The 20,353-nt window shown below is 74.2% G+C and carries 23 protein-coding genes and 1 pseudogene; 10 read left to right on the forward strand and 14 right to left on the reverse strand.

Features of this window, described 5'->3' with window-relative positions:
* The first annotated feature begins 49 nt into the window (after positions 1–49).
* The 3 genes from F2B26_RS07185 to F2B26_RS07195 all read left to right on the forward strand — a co-directional run bounded on the left by F2B26_RS07185 (position 50) and on the right by F2B26_RS07195 (position 2,651).
* Entirely contained in the window at positions 50–142 is a 93-nt protein-coding gene (locus F2B26_RS07185) for a TraR/DksA C4-type zinc finger protein (RefSeq protein ID WP_235929547.1), read from the forward strand.
* Between the two features lie 77 nt (positions 143–219).
* A complete protein-coding gene (locus tag F2B26_RS07190) occupies positions 220–2,043 on the forward strand; it encodes a phospholipase D-like domain-containing protein (RefSeq protein WP_159807858.1) in 1,824 nt (607 codons plus the stop codon).
* Positions 2,044–2,129: 86 nt separating this feature from the next.
* Positions 2,130–2,651 carry an NUDIX hydrolase gene (locus F2B26_RS07195; RefSeq protein WP_159807860.1) on the forward strand — a complete coding sequence of 174 codons (522 nt, stop codon included), beginning with the start codon at positions 2,130–2,132 and terminating at the stop codon, positions 2,649–2,651.
* A gap of 210 nt (positions 2,652–2,861) precedes the next feature.
* Here F2B26_RS07195 and F2B26_RS07200 read toward each other — a convergent pair whose 3' ends face one another.
* Entirely contained in the window at positions 2,862–4,505 is a 1,644-nt protein-coding gene (locus F2B26_RS07200) for a CYTH and CHAD domain-containing protein (protein ID WP_159807862.1), read from the reverse strand.
* Between the two features lie 157 nt (positions 4,506–4,662).
* Between F2B26_RS07200 and F2B26_RS07205 the strand changes: the two genes are divergently transcribed.
* From F2B26_RS07205 to F2B26_RS07225, 5 genes are all read left to right on the forward strand, one after another.
* The gene (locus F2B26_RS07205; RefSeq protein ID WP_159807864.1) at positions 4,663–5,499 is read left to right on the forward strand and encodes an alpha/beta fold hydrolase; all 837 of its coding nucleotides are present in this window, start codon (positions 4,663–4,665) and stop codon (positions 5,497–5,499) included.
* Positions 5,492–6,061, forward strand: coding sequence for a TetR/AcrR family transcriptional regulator (locus tag F2B26_RS07210; protein WP_159807866.1), 570 nt, complete (start codon positions 5,492–5,494; stop codon positions 6,059–6,061). Before F2B26_RS07205 ends, F2B26_RS07210 begins: the two co-directional genes overlap by 8 nt.
* Positions 6,058–6,423 (forward strand): DUF4260 family protein, encoded by a 366-nt coding sequence (locus tag F2B26_RS07215; protein WP_159807868.1) that lies wholly within the window; start codon positions 6,058–6,060, stop codon positions 6,421–6,423. Before F2B26_RS07210 ends, F2B26_RS07215 begins: the two co-directional genes overlap by 4 nt.
* A gap of 158 nt (positions 6,424–6,581) precedes the next feature.
* Positions 6,582–7,628, forward strand: coding sequence for an ATP-binding cassette domain-containing protein (locus F2B26_RS07220; RefSeq protein ID WP_201292645.1), 1,047 nt, complete (start codon positions 6,582–6,584; stop codon positions 7,626–7,628).
* Positions 7,625–8,428, forward strand: a complete 804-nt coding sequence (locus F2B26_RS07225; protein WP_159807870.1) for an ABC transporter permease — start codon at positions 7,625–7,627, stop codon at positions 8,426–8,428. Before F2B26_RS07220 ends, F2B26_RS07225 begins: the two co-directional genes overlap by 4 nt.
* Positions 8,429–8,458: 30 nt before the next feature.
* On the opposite strand, the gene F2B26_RS17190 is transcribed toward F2B26_RS07225, so the two are convergent.
* The 5 genes and pseudogenes from F2B26_RS17190 to F2B26_RS07245 form a co-directional block, all read right to left on the reverse strand.
* Positions 8,459–8,845, reverse strand: a complete 387-nt coding sequence (locus F2B26_RS17190; protein ID WP_235929548.1) for a DivIVA domain-containing protein — start codon at positions 8,843–8,845, stop codon at positions 8,459–8,461.
* Positions 8,840–8,941, reverse strand: a pseudogene (locus tag F2B26_RS17405) (DivIVA domain-containing protein); the annotation flags it as partial. The pseudogene F2B26_RS17405 and the gene F2B26_RS17190, both read right to left, overlap by 6 nt.
* A gap of 49 nt (positions 8,942–8,990) precedes the next feature.
* Complete coding sequence (locus F2B26_RS07235; protein WP_235929546.1) at positions 8,991–9,257, reverse strand: hypothetical protein; 267 nt, start codon at positions 9,255–9,257, stop codon at positions 8,991–8,993.
* Positions 9,258–9,279: 22 nt separating this feature from the next.
* A complete protein-coding gene (locus tag F2B26_RS07240) occupies positions 9,280–9,732 on the reverse strand; it encodes a MarR family winged helix-turn-helix transcriptional regulator (RefSeq protein WP_159807874.1) in 453 nt (150 codons plus the stop codon).
* Between the two features lie 114 nt (positions 9,733–9,846).
* The gene (locus tag F2B26_RS07245; RefSeq protein WP_159807877.1) at positions 9,847–10,269 is read right to left on the reverse strand and encodes an SRPBCC family protein; all 423 of its coding nucleotides are present in this window, start codon (positions 10,267–10,269) and stop codon (positions 9,847–9,849) included.
* Positions 10,270–10,381: 112 nt separating this feature from the next.
* Here F2B26_RS07245 and F2B26_RS07250 point away from each other — a divergent pair, with 112 nt between their 5' ends.
* The gene (locus F2B26_RS07250; protein WP_159807879.1) at positions 10,382–10,747 is read left to right on the forward strand and encodes a PH domain-containing protein; all 366 of its coding nucleotides are present in this window, start codon (positions 10,382–10,384) and stop codon (positions 10,745–10,747) included.
* Between the two features lie 25 nt (positions 10,748–10,772).
* Here the strand turns inward: F2B26_RS07250 and F2B26_RS07255 are convergent, their stop codons facing one another.
* Positions 10,773–11,192, reverse strand: a complete 420-nt coding sequence (locus tag F2B26_RS07255) for a hypothetical protein (protein WP_159807881.1) — start codon at positions 11,190–11,192, stop codon at positions 10,773–10,775.
* 155 nt (positions 11,193–11,347) lie between these two features.
* On the opposite strand from F2B26_RS07255, the gene F2B26_RS07260 reads away from it, so the two are divergent.
* Positions 11,348–12,733 carry an MFS transporter gene (locus F2B26_RS07260; protein WP_159807883.1) on the forward strand — a complete coding sequence of 462 codons (1,386 nt, stop codon included), beginning with the start codon at positions 11,348–11,350 and terminating at the stop codon, positions 12,731–12,733.
* Positions 12,734–12,843: 110 nt separating this feature from the next.
* Here F2B26_RS07260 and F2B26_RS07265 read toward each other — a convergent pair whose 3' ends face one another.
* The 7 genes from F2B26_RS07265 to F2B26_RS07295 form a co-directional block, all read right to left on the reverse strand.
* On the reverse strand, positions 12,844–13,650 hold the full coding sequence (locus tag F2B26_RS07265) for a creatininase family protein (protein WP_159807886.1): 807 nt from the start codon (positions 13,648–13,650) through the stop codon (positions 12,844–12,846).
* A complete protein-coding gene (locus tag F2B26_RS07270) occupies positions 13,647–14,447 on the reverse strand; it encodes an amidohydrolase family protein (protein WP_159807888.1) in 801 nt (266 codons plus the stop codon). Before F2B26_RS07270 ends, F2B26_RS07265 begins: the two co-directional genes overlap by 4 nt.
* Before the next feature lie 118 nt (positions 14,448–14,565).
* On the reverse strand, positions 14,566–15,438 hold the full coding sequence (locus F2B26_RS07275) for an ABC transporter ATP-binding protein (protein WP_201292647.1): 873 nt from the start codon (positions 15,436–15,438) through the stop codon (positions 14,566–14,568).
* Positions 15,431–16,576, reverse strand: coding sequence for an ABC transporter permease (locus F2B26_RS07280; RefSeq protein WP_159807890.1), 1,146 nt, complete (start codon positions 16,574–16,576; stop codon positions 15,431–15,433). The genes F2B26_RS07275 and F2B26_RS07280 overlap by 8 nt, the downstream gene beginning before the upstream one ends.
* Position 16,577: 1 nt before the next feature.
* Positions 16,578–17,462: an ABC transporter permease gene (locus F2B26_RS07285; protein WP_201292648.1), complete on the reverse strand. Its 885-nt coding sequence runs from the start codon at positions 17,460–17,462 to the stop codon at positions 16,578–16,580.
* A 7-nt stretch (positions 17,463–17,469) separates the two neighbouring features.
* A complete protein-coding gene (locus F2B26_RS07290; protein WP_159807892.1) occupies positions 17,470–19,158 on the reverse strand; it encodes an ABC transporter substrate-binding protein in 1,689 nt (562 codons plus the stop codon).
* A gap of 224 nt (positions 19,159–19,382) precedes the next feature.
* Positions 19,383–20,207, reverse strand: a complete 825-nt coding sequence (locus F2B26_RS07295; RefSeq protein ID WP_159807894.1) for an ABC transporter ATP-binding protein — start codon at positions 20,205–20,207, stop codon at positions 19,383–19,385.
* Between the last annotated feature and the right edge of the window lie 146 nt (positions 20,208–20,353).

Below are 20,353 nucleotides of genomic sequence, written 5' to 3' on the forward strand. Positions count from 1 at the left end.
GGCGGCGGTCGCGGCCGCCCGCGCCCGCCTGGACGCCGGCACCTACGGGGTGTGCGAGCGCTGCGGCGCACCCGTCGGGGCGGCACGGCTCGCGGTGCGCCCGGCCGCCGCGCACTGCGTGCACTGCGCCGACCTGGGGTGACGGGCGACGGCGCGCGACCCGCCCCTGCACGTCATCTGCCTGACAGGTCCCGGTCAGCCGCGGCTCCTACAGTGGTCGTGACGGTCGGCACGGCGTCCGGCCGTCCGGCGGTGGAGGTCGAGCACGTGGTGGGCAGGTCCGACTGGCTGGGTGCCGACCCGGCGTCCGGGGTGGGCGCGGTGCACGAGGGCTGCGACGTGCAGGTGCTCATCGACGCCCCCGCGTACTACGCGCAGCTGCGCGAGGCGGTGCAGGCCGCCGGTGACGGCGACCTCATCTGCTGGGCGGGCTTCCAGTCCGGGCTCGGCACCCCCGTCCCGGTCGCCGACGAGCCGCCCGCCCCCGGGTTCGCCCGCCGGACACCGCAGCCCGACGACGTCACCTGGGGCGAGCTGCTGGCCGGTGCGGTGCGACGGGGTGCCCGGCTGCGGGTGCTGCTCAACCTGCACCCCGAGCCGAGCGGGGCGTACCGCGAGTCGAACCTCGAGGTGGTGCAGGCGCTCAACCGGCTGCCGCGCACCGGGGCCGTCAACGACTTCCGCTACCTGCACGTCAACGGCACGCACCACCAGAAGCTCGTCGTCGTGCACACCGCGGCCGGGCTCACCGCGTTCGTCGCGACGATGGACGTGCGGGCCCAACGCATCGAGGAGCGCTGGTGCGAGGTGGCGGTGCGGCTGCGCGGTGCGGCGGCCCGGGACGTCTACACGGTGTTCCACGACCGCTGGGTCGAGCACGACGCGACGCTCGCGCTGCTCGACCCCGACCGCCGGGACGTGCCGTCGCCGGGCAGCCTGCGGGTGGGGCCGACCGACGGGCACGCGCCCGACGCGCCAGTCGGGCCCGCCGAGGGGCACGCTCCCGACGTGCCGCTCGGGCCGGCCGCCGGCCACGCCCAGGTGCAGGTCTCGACGACGTACGGCAACCCCGGCCGGCCGCACCCGTTCGGCCGGCGCCGCTCGCTGCCGCCCACCCAGGTGCTCAACACCCCGCACGTGCTCACCCTGTCCCGGCGCCCGCCGCTGAGCTCGGGCAACGACTTCTTCACCGGCAGGGACCCGGCCGCACCGCCCCTGCTGGCCGCGGCTGCCGCGCAGGCACCGGGCTACGCGTTCGCCCCGCACGGCCGGCACGCGGTGTACGACCAGCTGCGCGCAGCCCTGGCCCGCCCGTCGCGCACGATCTACCTGGAGGACCAGTACCTCGTCGCCGACGAGCCGATGGGCGACCTGCCCTCGATGCTCGACCTGCTCGTGGCCCGGGTGTCCGACCCGTCGTTCGAGTCGCTCGTCGTGCTCACCACGCGGGTCGCGGAGATCAACCGCAGCTTCCTGGGGCTGGGCGCCGCGCACCGGCGGGCGTTCGTGCGGCGACTGGTCGCGGCCGGCGGGTCGAAGGTGCTGGTGTGCCACTACCGCTCCAACGCCGATCTGGGCACCGGCCTGCGCCCGCCGTCCGCCGCGCCGTTCTACGTGCACTCCAAGACGTGGGTGTTCGACGACGAGCTGCTGGTCACGGGGTCGGCCAACTGCAACCGGCGCGGGTACAGCCACGACTCCGAGCTCGACGTGGCGGTCGTGGACCCGACGCTCGTCGCGCAGACCCGGCGCCGGCTGTGGGTGCGCCGGCTCAACGCAGGCCTGGCCGCACCGGTGGTGACCGAGGACGACGTGGCCGACCCGGTCGCCGCGGCCCGGTTCTGGGCGCAGCCCGAGCGTCTGGGGCTGGCCGTGCAGAACCACCGGATCGGGCTGACGTCCTTCCTGGCCGGCGCCCCGACCCGGGTGCCGAGCCTGCTCGGCGACCTGGCCACGGCGCGCCTGGCCCAGGTCTACAAGATCAGCCCGGCACGGCTGCCTCGGTGGCTGTGGGATGTGGTGGTGGACCCGGAGGGGACGTGAGGGCGGCTCTGCTCCCGGGGTGCGGTCGTCGCCACCGCAGCCCCGGTTCGTCGTCGAGCACGGCACCCACGCGCGAGAATCGGGTGGTGAGCAGCCAGGAGTGGTGGGACCTCGTCGCCGCCGACGGCACCCCGACGGGCAGGACGTTCCGTCGCGGCGCACCCGGGTGGCCGCATGGCCTGTTCCACCTGATCGTGGCGGTCTGCGTGCGCCGCGGTGACGGCGCCGTGCTGCTCACCCAGCGCGCACCGGGCAAGGAGTTCGCGCTCGGGTGGGAGTTCCCCAGTGGCAGCGCGCTGGCGGGTGAGTCGAGCCGCGCGGCGGCGGTCCGGGAGCTGCAGGAGGAGACCGGCCTGGACGTCCTGCCGGATGCGCTCACCCCGGTCGGCCGCTTCACCGAGACATCCGCGCTGCTGGACCTCTACATCGCCGACGCACCTGCCCCGACGGACCTGCGGCTGCAGGCGACCGAGGTCTCGGCGGCCGAGTGGGTCACCGTCGATGAGGTCGAACGGCGCGTGCGCGCAGGGGCGATGGCGCCGCCCTGGGTCGCGCGCCTCGACACGCTCTGGCCCGGTGCGCTCGCAGCGATGCGATCGGCGCAGTAGCCCCCGAGTGCGGTGCCGGCCCCGCAGCGGCGGTCCGGCACCGGCACGGGTCGACCGGCTCCCGGCTCCCGGCTCCCGGCCTCAAGAGGCCCTCCCGCAACTGGTCAGTTGGGGGATTCGACACGCCGCCCACGGCTGCTCGGCTGACCAGTTCCCCGTGGGCGGTGCCCGGGGCATGTGGAGGTGTCGGCTGGGGGTCGCCTCCCTGGCTCAGGCCATCCAGCTGGTCCGCCGCGCCGCCAAGGCCCGGCGCACGGCCGTCGCCCCGGCGGCTTCGGCGCGGGCGGCGTCGAGCTGTTCGGCTGCGTGCCAGCGGCCCAGCACGAACGCCTCCCGTCCTGCGCGTCCGGCCAGCCGTTCGAGGGTCTGGCGGCGGACGACGGTGTCGTGCTGCTCACCGAGGGTGTCCTGGACGCGTTGGAAGCTGCGGGCGGAACGTCGGGCCGGGCGGCCGTGGACGAGGGCGGCGACCTCGGCGGCGTAGCGGGCGTGCCGGGCGCGTTTGCGGACCTCGTGCAGCGCGGCGTCCCGGTCGGGGCCCGGTGAGACGGTGGCGGCCGACGCCCAGGCGGCGGCCAGGTCGCGGGCGCGTGAGCGGGTGCGGCGTCGCAGCAGGTCACGGGCAGGTTCGGCGGCCCGGCGGCCGGTGGGTGGGGTGTCGGCGAGGGCGGTGAGGGCCGCGAACAGGGCGTCGCCGTCGGACGAGGTGAGGAAGGTCCGCACCGCACGCAACGCCCGACGACGAGCCGCCGCGCGGTCGGCCACCAGCAGGCGCAGCGCCGGCCGGGGGTCGAACCCTGGCTGTTCAGCGGCGGCACGCGCGCGGTAGGCGGAGGCCTCGACGGCCGGGTCGCGCACGGCGCCGAGCAGCCGACCCAGCTCCCGCAGCAGCAGGCCGACCGCCTCGGCGGACCGGTCGAGAGCCAGCCCGTCGAGAGCATCCCCGTCGGGAGCAGCCCCGTCGACAGCCCGCCCCTCGGGAGCAGACCCGTCGGGAGTGCGCTCCTCACCAGCGGTCCCGTCCCCCGCCTCCTCGAATACCGGGGCGCACACCGAGAGCACGGCACGCAGCCGCCGCGTCGCGATGCGGGCGTCGTGAACCGCCTCGTCGTCCCCGGCACGGACGGCCGGGTCGAGGGTGAGCAGCGCCTCGACCTGGGTCGCCAGGTAGGCGCGGGCCACCTCGCCCGCGGTGGCATCGGCGGCGCTGGTGCGGACCGTCGGGACCTCGCCGAGGGTGCGCACGAGCTTGCCGACGGCCCGGGGAGCCGTGCCGCCCGCATCGGCGAGCAGTCGGACGGCGGCGTCGAGCTGGGCTGCGTCGCCGTCGCGCAGCTCCACCTCCCACTCCCGCCAGCTGCGGGCGGCATCGCCGGTGGGCACGCCGCGCACCTCGTCATCGGCGACCTCCAGCACCTCGCGGCCGTCCGGGTCGAGCAGGTGGTGCACCGTGCGCCGGGTCGTCACCACGGCGACGGGACGCACCGGATGCCCGTGCAGCCGGGCGCGGACCAGGTCGAGCAGCTCGGCAGGGGGCGTCGCGTCGTCGGACGCCGAACCCTCGGGCACGCGGTGCTCGGTGCGGTCGCGCGGGCCGGTGTGCGCCAGGTCGCGGCCGTCGGGCGAGGTGGCGGGGACCTTGAGGTGCCAGCCGGCGTCGGACCCGCCGGTGCGGCGGCGCAGCGTGATCCCGGCCCGCACCAGGTCACCCGCAACGGTGTCGAGGTAGGTGGCGACCAGCTCGACGGGCGGGTCGGTGCGCACCGCTGCGACGCCGGGTGCCGCGCGCAGATCGGGCAGCGCGAGGCGCTCCCCCACCTCGAACGACGCCTCGAGCTCGCGGAACGCGGCCATCACCTAATCGTCCTCCGGTCACGTCGCGGGCGCCCGCCCACCTCGGTCGAGGCACAGCGCTCGACCCCCGGTCGCAGCGATGCCGAGCGGGGTCACGACCTTCACCACCCATCGCATGGCTATTGCGATTAGCCACCGGGCTATGTACGGTAGCCACATGACCGCCGACCAGATCGCCACCCCCGGCGCGACCCGCTACCTCGTGCGCGACGAGGGCCGGATCGCCTACGACGTGCAGGGCACCGGCCCGCTCGTCGTCCTCGTCCCCGGCATGGCCGAGCTGCGCTCGTCCTACCGGTTCCTCACCCCGGTGCTCGTCGCCGCGGGCTACACCGTGGTCACCACCGACCTGCGCGGGCACGGCGACTCCGACACCACCTTCACCACCTACGGCGACCCGCAGACCGCCTCCGATATCGGCGCGTTGCTCGACGAGCTCGGCCGCCCGGCCGTCGTCGTCGGCAACTCGCTGGCCGCGGGGGCCGCCGTCATCCTGGCCGCCGACCGGCCCGAGCTGGTGCGCGGCCTCGTGCTCATCGGCCCTTTCGTGCGCAACGCGGCCAGCACCCCGGGGATGACGACGCTGTTCCACGCGATGGTCGCGCCGCTGTGGGTCGCCGCCGCGTGGAAGGCCTACCTGCCGACCCTCAACGCCGGGACCAAGCCCGTCGACTTCGCCGAGTACCGCGCCGCCGTCGTGGCCAAGCTGCGCGACCGGGCGTACGGCCGGGCGTTCTCGCAGACCGCGCGCTCGGCCGACCATGCGTCCGCCGAGCGCCGGCTGGCCGAGGTCGACGCGCCCGTGCTCGTCGTCATGGGCGAGAAGGACCCCGACTTCAAGGACCCCGCGGCCGAGGCCGCCTGGGTCGGCGAGGCGCTGGGTGGCACCGTCGTCATGGTGCCCGACGCCGGCCACTACCCGCAGGCGCAGCGGCCCGAGCTCACCGGCCCGGCCGTGCTCGACTTCCTGTCCACGGTGCGCACCGATGCCTAGGGCCGGTCTGTCCAGCGATGCCGTCATCGCCCGCGCCGCCCAGCTGCTCGAGGAGCACCCCGACGACGACCTCACGCTCGCCGCGCTCGCCGCGAGCCTCGGCGTGCGCACCCCCTCGCTCTACAAGCACGTCGACGGTCTGCCGGGTCTGCGCCGCGGGATCATGCTGCGCGCCAAGCGGGACCTGGCCGCCGCCCTGGCCCAGGCCACCATCGGCCGCGCGCGGGACGACGCGGTCCGGGCGCTCGCCGCCGCCTACCGCACCTGGGCGCAGGCCAACCCGGTGCAGTACCCCACCACCATCCGGGCCCCCGAACCGGACGACGCCGCCGACCAGGAGGCCTCCGCCGCCGCGCTCGACGTCATCTACACCGTGCTGGCCGGCTACGACCTCACCGGGGACGACGCGGTGGACGCCACCCGGTACCTGCGGGCCGTCATCCACGGGTTCGTCAGCCTGGAGACCGCCGGGGCGTACAAGCTGCCCACCGACCTGGAGACCAGCTACGCCAAGGCCGTCGACGCCATGGTGACCGCCCTCGACACCTGGCGGCGGCCGTGACCGCCACCGCCGCAGCCGTGCGGACCCCGCCACCGGCCACCCCCGTGCCGATGCTGGCCCGGGTCGAGGGTGCCGCCGTCGCCGTGGCCGCCGCGGTGCTCGTCGTGCGGGCCGGGTACCCGTGGTGGTGGCTGCTCGCGGTGTTCCTCGTGTTCGACCTGTCGATGCTGGGCTACGCCGTCGGCCACCGGGCCGGTGCGATCGGCTACAACCTGGTGCACAACCTCGCGGTGCCGCTCGCCCTGCTCGGGGCGCACCTGCTCCTCGGGGGCGGCGGGCTGCTCGTCGCGGTGGCCGGCTGCTGGCTGTTCCACGTCGGGACGGACCGAGCCCTGGGCTTCGGACCCCGTCCGCTGGGCTGAGCGACGGCGGGTGCCGGGCGACGGGAGGCGCTGAGCGACGGCGTCCGCCGCCCCTCCCTGGGACACCGCCACCCCGTCGGGCGCTGCCCGGGCGCGTGTGGGTGGTCCAGGTGACACTGGGGCGAGCCGACTCACCGCCCCGCCCGAGAGGACCCGCGATGCCGCCCCAGGCACCCATGATCGAGGCGACAGGCCTGGTCAAGCACTACGGCAGCGTGCACGCGCTCGCCGGGCTCGACCTGTCCGTCCCGCCCGGCACCGTGCTCGGCCTGCTCGGGCCCAACGGTGCGGGCAAGACGACGGCCGTGCGCATCCTCACCACCCTGCTGCGGGCCGACGCCGGCAGCGCCCGCGTCGCAGGGGCCGACGTCATGCACGAGGCCGAGCTGGTGCGCCGGCGGATCGGGCTGTCCGGGCAGTACGCCGCGGTCGACGAGTACCTCACCGGGTTCGAGAACCTCACCATGGTCGGACGGCTGTACGGCCTGCCGAAGGCCGCGGCCCGGCGCCGGGCCGACGAGCTGCTCGAACGGTTCGACCTCGTCGAGGTGGGCCGCCGCCCCACGAAGACCTACTCCGGCGGGCTGCGCCGTCGGCTCGACCTGGCCGCGGCCCTCGTCGCCGCCCCGCCGGTCATCGTGCTCGACGAGCCGACCACCGGGCTCGACCCACGTTCCCGACTGGCGATGTGGGACGTCATCCGTGAGCTGGTGACCGACGGCGCGACGCTGCTGCTCACCACCCAGTACCTGGAGGAGGCCGACCGGCTGGCCGACGACATCGTCGTCATCGACCACGGCACCGCCATCGCGCACGGCACGGCCGACGAGCTCAAGACCATGATCGGCGGCGAGCGCATCGAGCTCGTGCTGGCCGACGCCGCCGACCGGGACGGCGCCCGCGCCGCACTGGCGGGTGTGGCCGGTCCGGGCGGCGGCGAGGTGCTCGACGGCGCCACGCCCCGCGAGCTGTCGACCGCCGCCCCCGACGGCGCCCGCTCGCTCGCCCACGTGCTCGCCGACCTGACCGCCCGCGGCATCGAGGTGCTCGACATCGGGCTGCGCCGCCCCACCCTCGACGACGTGTTCCTCACCCTCACCGGGCACGCCACGCAGGACGGCGCACCGGGCGCCGCGGCCGGGTCAGGCCGCACGGGCACCCGTCGTCGACGACGGGCCGCCGCGAGCGAGGAGGACGCACGATGAACGCCCTGGTCCGAGCCGTGCGCGACGGGAACATCGTCGCCCAGCGCAACTTCGTCAAGATCCGCCGGGTGCCGGAGATCCTCGTCGCGGTGCTGCTGTCGCCCATCATGTTCGTGCTGCTGTTCGCCTACGTGTTCGGCGGGGCGATCGACCCGGGCAACGGGGTCAGCTACCGGGAGTTCCTCATCGGCGGGATCTTCGCCCAGACCGTCGTCTTCGGCGCCACCTTCACCGGGGCCGGCCTCGCGGAGGACATGCAGAAGGGCATCATCGACCGGTTCCGCTCGCTGCCGATGAGCCGGGCCGGGGTGCTCGTCGGACGCACCGCCTCCGACATCGTCTACAACGTGCTCTCGCTGCTCATCATGGGGCTCACCGGGCTGCTCGTCGGCTGGCGGATCCGCGGCTCGGCCCTGGAGGCGGTCGCCGCGTTCGGGCTGCTGCTGCTGTTCGCCTACGCGTTCAGCTGGGTGATGGCCTTCGTCGGGCTCGTCGTGCCGAGCGTCGAGGTCATCAACAACGCCTCGTTCCTGGTGATCATGCCGCTCACGTTCGTGTCCAACGTCTTCGTGCCGCTCGAGTCGTTCCCGAGCGCGCTGCGCGGGTTCGTCGAGTGGAACCCCGTCTCGGCCGTCACCCAGGCGACACGTGAGCTGTTCGGCAACACGAACCCGGCTGCCACGGTGCCCGACGTGTGGTCGATGCAGCACCCCGCCGCCTACACGCTGATCTGGGTGGTGGTGCTGGTCGCGGTCTTCGCACCGCTGTCCATCGCCCGCTACCGCAGCACCTCGCGCTGAGGACGCCGCCGGCGCCCGCCCGAGGGGGCGTCAGCCCGCGACGACCTCGATCCCGGCGGCGGTGACCCGCACGTCGACGACGGCCCGCGCCGCACCGTCAGGCATCCGCAGCAGCACGGTGTCGGGAGCGGTGCTCACCTGGACGGCGCGGGCCAGCTGCAGCCGGGAGAGCAGCTCGCTCGCGGCGAGCGGGCCGGCGGCCGACGGCGAGGGCTGGCGCTCCAGCGTCTGAACCACTGGCGCCGGCAGGGGCGGTGCTGCCAGCTGCCGCAACGCCTCGACCACCTGGTCGAGGAAGTTGTCGACCTGGTCCTGGTCGTAACCGTCACGGAACTTGGTCGCGGTGAACCGGACGGACTCGACCTGCGCGACGGTCACCGGCTGCGTCCCGGGCTTCGCGGCGAGCGTGTCGACCACGCGGTCCAGGAAGCTGTCGACCTCGTCCTGGTCGTAGCCGTCACGGAACTTGGTCGTCTGGAACTTGGCGTTGAGCACATCGTCAGCGGTGAGCATGGCGGCAGACTGCCACGGGACACGGCGGCGCGCGCCCGGTTCGCCCGGCTCATCGCAGCGGGTGCCAGCGGGCACCGAACCGCCGGGTCACCCGGCTGGTCTCGACGACGACGAGCTCGTCGACCCGCGCCACGACGGCCCGGCCCACCCCGGAGGCGGCCAGGTCGTCGGGCGCCTCGAACCGCACGGTGACCCAGGGCACGCCCCGGACCACGTCGACCTGACCGGCCTCGACGGCCGTGTGCTCACGGGCCTGCGCGATCGCGGCGGGGAGCACCTGCGCGGGGTCACCGCCGCGCAGCAGGCCCAGGGCCATCCGGACCCGGTAGGACGGCACGTCAGGCGCGCGGCCGGACCAGCCGGCCCAGCTGTGCGGCGAAGCCCGGCAGATCGGGTTCGAGCGGGGCGAAGAACTCCCGGTCGGCGGCCTCGACGGACGCGGTCGCCCGGTTGGCGAGCGCCACTCCGGCCGCGGTGGCCACGAGCGACCGCGCCCGCGAGTCGTCGGGGTGCGGCCGGCGTTCGACGAGTCCCTTGGTCTCCAGCGCGCGCAGCACCTGGGAGGTCATCATCGGGTCCGTGCCGGCGTGGTCGGCCAGGGCCCGCTGGGTCACCGGCCCGTCGGCGTCGATCCAGACGAGCGACGCGAGCAGCACGAACTGCACATGGGTGAGGTCGTGCGGGGCGAGCGCCCGCCGCATCGCGGACTGCCAGGAGTGCGTCACGCGCCACAGCTGCAGGCCCGGGCTGTGCTCGGCCTGGTCGAAGGATGTCGAGAGGGCTCCGGCCATCGGGTCAGCATGCCACCGGGCGGCGGGACCTTCTGGCGCGGCGCGGGCCGGAGCACCCGGGGGTCGGGGCCCCGGCCCGCGTGCTCGTGGCGGCCCGGCGAGTCGCGGCCCGGCTCACCGCACCCCGGCGGCCGCGGCGGCGAACAGCTCGGCGGTCGCGACCGGGAAGTCGGCGCTGATCGCCGGGCCGAGCTGCGGACCGGTCTCGTCGGCGCCGGGGCCCTCGATCTCCAGGGTGTGGTCGACGCGGGTGCCGGTGCCGGCGGGGCTCAGCTCGAACCGGAAGACCAGTGCGACGTCGCCGAGGTCGGTGCGGTCCTCGTAGAGCCGCTCGTCCTGCACGGCGGTGATGACCGACTCGACGGTGTCCTGCCCGGCCGGGGTCATCGAGATCCGGGTGCCCACGGCGAACGGCCCGTGCAGCTCGAACCGGTCGCTGGCGGCCGAGGGCGTGTAGCCGGAGTGCAGGGCGCGCAGGGCGGCCCAGACCGCGGCGGGCGGCTGGTCGGTGGTGGCGGTGTAGGTGGTGGTCCACATGAGGGGCTCCCGTCGATCGACTTTAGTATGCGCGCATACTATAACGACGCTCGGGCTCCCGCGGCCCCCCCGGCATGCCAGGCTGCGAGGGACACCGAGGAGAGGACCGCAGATGACCGACGTCCCGCACGACAAGCGCGACCAGCTCGAGAAGGTGGTCTCCGGTCTGCTCGAGGGCGAGGAGCTCTACGCGGTCTACGACTGCGTCGGCGCCGGCACCGGGTTCATCGGCCTCACCGACCGACGCCTGGTGCTGCAGGACAACAGCTTCGTCGGCAAGAAAGTTGCCGTGACCTCCGTGCCGTACTCGCAGGTCAGGTCGGTCTCGATGGTGGCGAACAAGTCATGGGCCGGCGGGTTCTTCTCGACCTCGTCGATCGCGATCGACCTGGGCGGCACCGTCCACGAGGCCGAGTTCCGCGGCGTCGCCAAGGCCCAGCACGTGCACAACCTCATCGTCTGGAAGATCACGGGCTGACGCCCGGACCCCGACGACGGCCGGCTCAGCGCAGCCTGAGGCGTTCGCCGTCGATGTCGAGCAGGGCGCTCAACCCAGGCACCACCCGCGCGAGGTAGCCCACGACGTAGCGCGGGCAGGTGATCGTCACCTGCCGACCCCCGTCGGAGCAGACCACCTGCGCACGACGACGCCGGACGCCCAGCTCCCGGGCGAACAGCCGATCCACGGGGATGGCCGTGACGTCCTCGCGCTCCGCCCCGGGTCGCCAGGTGAGAGTGCCGCCGTCGAGCTCGAGCACCCCCGGGTCCTCGTGGCAGTAGTCCGCGTCACCGCTCACCGCGCCGTCGAACACGAGCGGCTCACCGGCCGCATCGGCCTTCGCCAGGGCGCGGCGCAACCGGCGCGGGGACGACGCGCCCAGGTCGACCAGCCAGATCACGAGGTCGAGGAAGAGGTCGAGCACGGCCGCGAGCGTAGCGGTGCCGGCTCGACCCCGCGGCGCCGACCGGCTCGGCAGCCGCACCGAGGCCGCGACGGGTGCGGGCCCACCCGCGCAACGTCGTGGCCCGGGCGGACCGAGAGCCGTCGCCGCCGCCAATTGGATACACTTCCACAGTGATGGGATCCAGTCTGACGGAACAGGCTCGGATCGGTCGCGCCGGGGTGCACGCGCTCGGCCTCGCCGCACTGCTCGGCACCCTCATGCAGTCGCTCGTCGTCCCGGTGCTCGGCACCCTGTCCGACGCCCTGGGGACCACCCCCGCGGCGGCCGGTTGGCTCGTCACCGCCATGCTCATCACGTCCGCCGCGGCCACCGGACCGGCCGGGCGCCTGGCCGACAGGTACGGCGAGCGCATCGTCATCCTCGGCTGCACGGCCGCGCTCATCGCCGGCTCGGTGCTCGCCGCGGTGTCCGACACGCTCGCTCCCGTCATCGTCGGACGCGCCCTGCAGGGCCTCGCCCTCGCCGCGGTGCCGCTCACCATGAGCGCCGTGCGTGAACCTGACCCGGCACGCACCCACCGGGCACAGTCGGTGCTGTCCACCTACGTCGGGGTCGGCGGCGCCCTCGGCTACCTCACGAGCGCCGCCGTGGCCGAACACCTCGGCTGGCGCGCCCTGTTCTGGACGTCCGCGGCGCTCGGCGCCCTCACCTTCGGCCTGCTGCACCGCGGGCTGCCGCACCGGACCGGCCCGGTCGCCGCACGCACCCGACCCGACGTGCTCGGCGTCGTCGGCCTCGGGCTGACGCTCGTCCTCGTGCAGCTCACCGCCAACCGGGCCAGCACCGGCGCCTGGTCCCCCGGCACGGCAGCGGGGGCGGGCGCCGTCGCGCTCGTGCTGCTCGTGGTCTGGGTGCGGCACGAGCTCGGTCACCCCAGCCCGCTGGTCGACGTCCGGGCCGCCGCCGGCCGGGCGAGCGCCCTGGTCACCGGCAGCACACTCCTGCTCGGCGCCGCGATGTACGTCGGGCTGCTCACCCTGCCCCAGCTGCTGCAGGCGCCCGACGGGTACGCCCTGTCCATGACGACCTCCGGGCTGTGGCTCATGCCGGCCTCGATCGCCGCGACCCTCACCCCGGCGCTGGGCGCCCGGTTGTCCATCCGGTACGGGCCGCGCACCACCCTCGTCGTGGCCACCGCGACCCAGCTGACCGGGTACCTCGTGCTCGCCGTCGCGCACACCCGCCCGGCCGGGGTCGTCATCGGGACCGTCCTCACCTACGCGGCGTTCTCGCTCGGCTACGCGGCCACCCCGGTGCTCGCCATGGCCGAGGCCGCCGTCGGGCGCACCGCGGGCGCCGCCGCCCTCAACGCCCTGGCCCGGACCGTGGGGATCACCGCGTCGGGCGCCGTCGTCACCGCGTGGCTCGCCTCGACGACCGCACCCGGGGCCTCGTCACCCTCACCGGCCGGGTTCGCCCACGTGCTCGTGCTCGGCGCCGTCCTGGCCGCCGGCGCGCTCACCTGCGCCGTCGTGCTCTCCCGCACCGCCGACCACTGACCTGGCACGGGGCGCGCACCGACCCGCGACACACCTGCGTGCCCGGCAGGCCCCAGGCCTCCCGGGCCCGCAGGCCTGTCCGACCGCGCAGCGCGGCTGCATCCGTCCGCTCAGCGCGGCTGCGGCCAGTCCTCGGCGACGGCCGCCGCCACGGCGAGGGCGGTGGTGCGGATGCACCGCTCCACCTCACGCTCACCGTTGGCCGCGGTCGCCTGCTCGACGTCGCGCCCCCAGACCCCCGAGACCGAGACCTGGTCGGTGCGGTAGTCCCAGAAGGTGTCGCGGTCCTCCAGCGAGACCGCCCGCTCCATGTGCACGTTCTGCGGGTCGATGGCCAGCATGAGCGAGGTCTCGAAGTAGTTCGCGTGCATGAGGCCCCGCCCGTAGGTGACGTGGCCGTCGACCTGCGCACCCGGGTACATCGTCACGTAGAAGATGATCCGCACGCGCACGTCGTCGTACTTCACGCGGGCCTTGTCCGCCGCGACCTCCATCGGTCCGGCGTTCCAGGTGTGGGCGTTGAGCAGGACGAACTGCCGCACCCCCTGGGCGTAGAAGGAGTCGATGACGTCCTCGAGCATCATGACAAGCGTCTCGGGGCGCAGCGACAGCGACCCAGGCAGCCCGCCGTGCGACCCGGAGACCCCGTAGTGCAGCACCGGGGCCGCCGGGACCCCCGTGAGCGCCGAGACCCCGAGCGCCACGTGCTGGGCGATCTCGGCGTCGACGCTCAGCCCCAGGTGCGGCCCGTGCTGCTCGATCGCCCCGACCGGGATGATCACCGCATCGCACGCCCGCACCGCCTCCACCGTCTCCGGCGAGGTGAGTCGCTCCCAGCGCACCGGCACCCCCGACCCGCCGAGCTGCGCGGCGAGCGCCGGGTCCACCACGGGCTGCAGCAGCCGGCCGTCGCTCACCGGAGCACCTCGGCCGCCGGCGCGACCGGCTCGGACACGTCGATCCCGAGCAGCCGCGCCATCGTCAGCCCCTCGATCTTCGCCCGGTCGGCCGGGTCGGGCACCGCCTTGGCGATCTTCAGCCGCTCCAGGTCGAAGTCCGACCCGGGCCACTCGGTCCCCATGAGGATCTTGTCGGCGCCGAGCCGGGCGTAGGCGCGACGCACGTCGGCGAGCAGGGTGGCCGAGGTCTCCAGGTACACGTTCGGGGTGCGCTCGGCGACCGTGATCGCGTCGGGCACGTTCCAGACCGCACCCATGTGCGCGATGATCGTCGGCACGCCCGGGTAGTAGCGGGCGATCTCCTCGATCGCGAACGGGTGCGCGAAGGCGTCGTCCAGCGCGTTGACGATGACGAGCAGCCCACGGTCCTCGCACGCGGCGAAGACCGGGTCGAGGATCCCGTGGTCGGAGAACTGGTAGCCGTGCATCGACGGGTGCAGCTTGAGCCCCGGCAGGCCGGCGTCGGCGATCGCGTGCACCTGGGCGACGGCGTCGTCGTCCTGCGGCATCACCTGGCCGAACCCGAACAGGCGGTCGGGGTGCGCGGCGCACAGCTCCACGAGGAAGTCGTTCTCGATGCGCTGCGCGAGCGAGCACACCATCGCCTTGTCCACACCGGCCGCGTCCATCCGGTCCAGCAACCGGGTGACGTCGAACGGGGTGTACGGCGGCGGCGCCTCACCGCGGCGCGCCCCGGTGAGGTAGTCCGACCGACCCCGCCGGTCCTGCGCGGTGTTGTAGGCGTCGATGATCATGTGTGTCCTTTCTGGTGGCCCGGACGGGCCGCGGGCGCCGTGGCGCCGGCTGGTGCGGGGCGCGTCCGGCGCCCCGGGGAACCGGGAGGGTGGGACCGCCGTCGGTGGCAGCCCGCGCTCAGCCCGGGGTGGCCACGGGCGACAGCCGTCGTCGCCGCGGCCCGTGCAGACGCGGGATCGCGGCGAGCAGCGCCCGCGTGTAGTCGTGCTGCGGGTCGCCCAGCACCGCCTGGGCCGGGCCGCGCTCGAGGATCTGCCCCGAACGCATCACCGACACCTGCTCGGCGTACCGGGCGACGACGCCCAGGTCGTGGGTGACCAGCAGCACCGCCGTGTCCGAGGCCCGCGCCAGACCCACCATGAGGTCGAGCACCTGGGCCTGGACCGTGACGTCGAGGGCGGTCGTCGGCTCGTCGGCCACGAGCACCGCCGGTTCGCAGGCGAGCGCGATCGCGATGACCACCCGCTGCCGCATCCCGCCGGAGAACTCGTGCGGGTAGCGGGCCGCAGCCTTCGCCGGCTCCCGGATGCCGACCCGGTCGAGCAGCTCGACGGCGTCGGCCCGCGCCACCCGGCGCGAGCGGCCCGCGTTGACCTGCAACGTCTCGGCGATCTGCCGTCCGACGGGGTGCATCGGGTTGAGGCTGGTCATCGGGTCCTGGAACACCATGGCCAGCTCACGGCCGCGCAGCGAGCGCATCCAGGACTCGTCGGCCTGCACCAGGTCGCGGCCGCCGTAGCGGATGGCGCCGCGCACGGTCGTGCGGGGCCCGCGGGTGAGGCCCATGATCGTCAGACCGGTCACGGACTTGCCGGACCCGGACTCGCCGACCAGCGCGTGCACCTGGCCCACCGCCAGGTCGAGGTCGATGCCCCGGACGGCGTGCACCGGTCCGCGATCGGTGGCGAAGTCCACGTGCAGGTCGCGGACCTCGACGACGGAGGGGCGCGGGCCGGCCACGGGGGCGGCCTCGGTTCGGGTGTCAGCCACGGCGCAACCTCGGGTCGACGGCGAGCACGGACAGGTCGACCAGCGCGTTGACGCCGGTGAACATGAGGGCGATGACCAGGGCGCTGCCCTGCAGCACGAAGTAGTCGCGCCGGGTCACCGCCTCGACGAGCAGGCTGCCCACCCCGGGGTAGGAGAACACCGCCTCGGTGACGACGGCACCGCCGAGCAGCCCGCCGAACATCAGCCCGACGATGGTGAGGATCGGCACCGAGGCGTTGCGCAGCACGTGCTTGACGGAGATCGCCGACTCGGTGAGCCCCTTCATCCGTGCGGTGCGCACCCACTGCTGGGCCTGCGCATCGAGGAACGCCGTGCGGGTGACCCGGGTGATGAAGCCGGCGCTGGTGACCGCCAACGTGAGCGCAGGCAGCGCGAGGTGCTCCAGCCACGGACCGATGAGGTCGGGCCGGCCCTGGAGCACGGCGTCGACCAGGACGAACCCGGTGGTGGGTTCGTAGGTGAGCGACGTGGGCAGCCGGCCGAGGATCGGCAACCACCCGAGCCACACCCCGAACACGAGGATCGCGACGAGGGCCACGACGAACCACGGCACCGAGAACCCGATGGTCGCCCCGCCGCGGATCAGGTGGTCGACCCAGGTGCCCTGGGTGCGGGCCGCCACGATCCCGGTGACGATGCCGAGCAGCCCGGCGAGCAGCACCGCAGCGACCGCCAGCTCGACCGTGGCCGGCAGCGCGTCGGCGAGCATCGAGGACACCGACGCGCCCGAGTAGAAGGAGATGCCCATCTGCCCGTGCAGCAGGCCGACCAGGTAGGAGCGCAGCTGGTCGGCGAGCCCGGCGTCCAGGCCGAGCTGGGACGTGAGCTGCGCGACCTCCTCCGGGGTGATCCCGTTGACGTTCGCGGTGAGCTGGGTCACCGGGTCGCCGGGGAGCAGGTGCGCGACCAGGAAGACGATGATCGTGACGACGAACGCCACCACGGGCACCTGCGCGAGCCGCAGGACCACGGGGTGGTGCACGACGCGGCCCGCCCAGCTGCGCCAGCCGCTCGGCTCGTCGTCGGGCCGCCAGACCGGTGCCGGGGCCGGGTCCGGTGCGGCCGTGGCGGTCGAGTGTGCGTCCGCGACCGTGCCGGGGAGCCGTGCGGTCACCATGTCAGAGCCTCCCGAGGTCGGTGGCGTCGCGCAGGTCGTCGCCCGCGAAGTTGGCGGCGACCGCGAACGCGGTGATGAGCAGGGCGGGGATGAGCGACAGACCCGGGTTGGAGAAGATCAGCTCCTGGCCCGCGCGCACCATGTAGCCCCAGTCGGGGGCCGAGGCGTCCTGACCGAGCCCCAGGTAGGACAGCGCCGAGGACAGGCCCGCGGTGACCGCCAGGGTGGACGTGGTCTGGACGAGCACCTGACCGGACACGTTCGGCAGCACCTCGCGCAGCGCGATGTGCCACGAGCCGTGCCCCAGGCAGCGTGAGGCGCGCACGTAGTCCCGGGAGACCTCGCCGACCGTGAGGTTGCGGGCGAGCCGGGCGAAGGTCGGCGCCTGGGAGATCGTGATCGCCACGATCATGTTGCCGGTGCCGCCGCCCAGCACCGCGACCATGAGGATGGCGACGAGCACGAGCGGGAACGCCAGCAGCACGTCCATCGCCCGCATCACGACGGCGTCGACCCAGCCCCCGCGGAACCCGGCGAGCAGACCGAGCGACGTGCCGATGAGCGCGGACGCGGCGGTGGCCGCGGCGCAGACCACGAGGAACGGCCGACCGCCGGCCAGCACCCGGGCCAGCACGTCCCGGCCCAGGTCGTCGGTGCCGAGCAGGTGGCCGGCGGTGCCCGCCGGCAGGAGCGCCACCGAGTCCTGGGCCTGCGGGTCGGCCGTGACGAAGAGCGGTCCGACGAGGACGAGCACGGACAGGGCGACGAGCGTGCCCCAGGCGAGCCAGGCCACCGGGCCGCGGAGCACACGGCGCGCGGACCACCGGGCGGACAGCCACCCGGTGGTCCCGCGACGGGGTGCCGCCGCTGCGACGAGCGAGGTCACGATGACGTCAGGCCGTCAGCGCGGCCTGCGCGAGCTGGGCACGCTGGCTCGCCAACGAGGCCTCACCCAGGCGCGAGGCACCGTTCGAGACGACGATGTTCTGCGTCTGGCAGACCATCGCGAGCGCCATGATCTGCTCGGCGTACAGCCGCTGGGCCTTGGTGTAGAGGTCGCGGCGGGCGGCGTCGTCGCTCGTCTGGCAGGCGCTGCGCAGGTAGCCGTCGATCTGGGCCAGCACATCGGCCTTGTCCTTGAGCGTGGCGACCCCGCTGCCCTTGGACCCGTAGCTGCCGGTCGAGGACAGCAGGTTGCCGACCTGCTCGTCCGGGTCGGGCACGTAGCCGTTGCGCTCCCAGAGGGCCAGGTCGTGCGCGCCGACGTCGAAGAACCGCCCGGAGAACGAGCCGGCGTCGAGCAGCTCGATGGTCGGCACGAGCCCGATGGCCTTGAGGTTCTCCTCCAGGATCTGGGCGGCACGCGGGTACCAGTTGTTGTTCTGCGCGATGAGCGAGACCTTGGCACCGGTGGCGCCGGCCTCCGCGATGAGCGCCTTGGCGGCCGACACGTCGTAGCTGGACAGGTCGGCGAGCGACGGGTCGTAGCCCACGCTCACCGCACCGAGCGCGTAGCCCTTCGGCTCGTCGGCGAAACCGGCGAACGCGTTGGCGCAGATCTGGGACCGGTCGATCGCCAGGTTGATCGCCTTGCGGACGCGCAGGTCGGCGAGCACCGGGCGGGTCACGTTCATCATGACGAAGACGTTGACCCGGCGCGGCACGTCGTACACGGTGACGGCCTTGTTGGCCTTGAGGCTCACGGCCGAGGAGTGCGACACGAACGACGACGCGTTGACCTGGGCGGACATCAGCCCGGCGGTGAGCGTGGAGGCGTCGGCGACCTGCTGGAAGACCAGCCGGTCGAGCGCGGGTGCGCCGCCGAAGTAGTCGGGGAACGCCTCGAGGGTGATCGACTGCTGCGCGGCCAGGCTCGCGAGCTTGTACGGCCCGGTGCCGATGAGCGTGGTGCCGAGCTGGGCGCCCACGGCGTCGATCTGCGCGGCCTGCAGGATGCGGGCCGAGATGTGCGAGAGCCGGCCCGGCAGCACCAGGTCGGGCACGCCCAGGGTGAGCCGCACGGTGTGCGGGTCGACGGCCTCGACGGCCTTGATGTTGCGTGCGGTGGCACCGCGCAGCGGCCGGGAGGCGCCGGTGGGCAGGCTGGCGTCGCCGTCGACCAGCTGGCGGTTGAAGGTGCGGACGACGTCGGCGGAGGTGAGCAGCGTGCCGTCGTGGAACTTCACGTCCTCGCGCAGCTGCAGCGTGAGCTGCAGACCGTCGGCGGAGAAGGTCCAGCCGGAGGCCAGCGACGGCTGGATCTCGTTGGTGGCGAAGTCGGCCGTGGTGAGGCCCGAGCAGATGGTGTCGACGGCCAGCCAGTCGCCGAGCGTGGTGTACGCCGCCGGGTCGAGGCTGCCGTTGGTGCCGTCGATGGCGAACGTGAGGGTGCCGCCCTTGCGCAGCGCAGCGGCCGTGGCGCCGGTGCCGGTGGCGGCCTCACGGCTGCAGGCCGTGAGGAAGGGGCCCAGGGCCATCGCACCTAGGCCAAGGATCCCTGCGTTGACCATGAACCCGCGGCGGGTCATGGTGCCGGGCACCTGGATGTTGCCGGACTCGTCGCGCTGGATCTGCGTACTCATGGTTCCTCCCGAGGCGGTGTGCGCCGAGCGTAGGCGGAATGGATCCAATCTTTCCAACCTCGGATCCAAAGTTAACAGGCTCGTTACACCGGCCCGCGGGCGGGCCCTCCGTCGGGCCCGCCCTCGGACCCCGCCTCAGGCCCTCCGTCGGGCCCGCACACCCCCCGGACGGACGAAGGCCCACCGCGCAGTGCGGTGGGCCTTCGTCGACCAGAGCGCCGTCGTCACCCGGCCGCGTACGCGTCCGGATCAGGGACGGCGGCCAGGAGCTCCCGAGTGTAGGGGTGCTGCGGGTGGTCGACGACGTCGTCGGCGAGGCCCACCTCGACCACCTCGCCGCGGCGCATCACCGCGATCCGGTCGGAGACGTGGCGGACCACGCCCAGGTCGTGCGAGACGAAGACCATCGACAGGCCGTGCCGCTCCCGCAGCTCCACGAGCAGGTCGAGCACCTGGGCCTGCACCGACACGTCGAGCGCCGAGACCGGTTCGTCGGCGAGCAGCACGGTCGGCTCGGCCGCCAGCGCCCGGGCGATGACGACGCGCTGGAGCTGACCGCCCGAGGCCTGGGCAGGGTACCGACCGGCGAAGTCCGCCGGCAGCCCGACGTCGTCGAGCAGCCGCTCGACGTCCGCGGCCGAGGGTCGACGGCCGCGCACCCCCAACGCGTCGGCGAGCGCCGCACCGATCCGGCGGCGCGGGTTGAGCGCACTGGCCGGGTCCTGGAACACCATCTGCAGGTCCAGACGCACGTCGCGCGACAGGTGGGTGTCCAGCGGCAGATCGGTCCCCCGGTAGGTCACGCGGCCGCGCGCGATCGGCTCCAGACCGGCCATCGCACGCGCCAGCGACGACTTGCCCGACCCGGACTCGCCGACGATCCCGAGGGTCTCCCCCTCGTGCAGCGCCAGGCTCACCCCGCGGACGGCGTGCTCCCCCGCGCCGGCCCGGGACCCGCGGTAGACCACGTGCACGTCGTGCGCGACGAGGATCTGCGGCTGCGGGGTCGGGACCTGCCCGACGGACGAGGACGTGTCGATCGGGCTCATGCGGGCTCCCGGAGGCTGGCGGGCGGACGTGGGTCGACGTCTCGTCTCATGACGAGCCGTCCGGTCGGGCGGGGGCGGACGCCGGGGCGGACCCGGCGGGCTGGGCGGGCTCCGCGGTCGGGGCGGACCCGGCGTCCGGGGCGGCA

It is taken from the genome of Cellulomonas citrea (assembly GCF_009829685.1).
Taxonomy (GTDB): domain Bacteria; phylum Actinomycetota; class Actinomycetes; order Actinomycetales; family Cellulomonadaceae; genus Cellulomonas; species Cellulomonas citrea.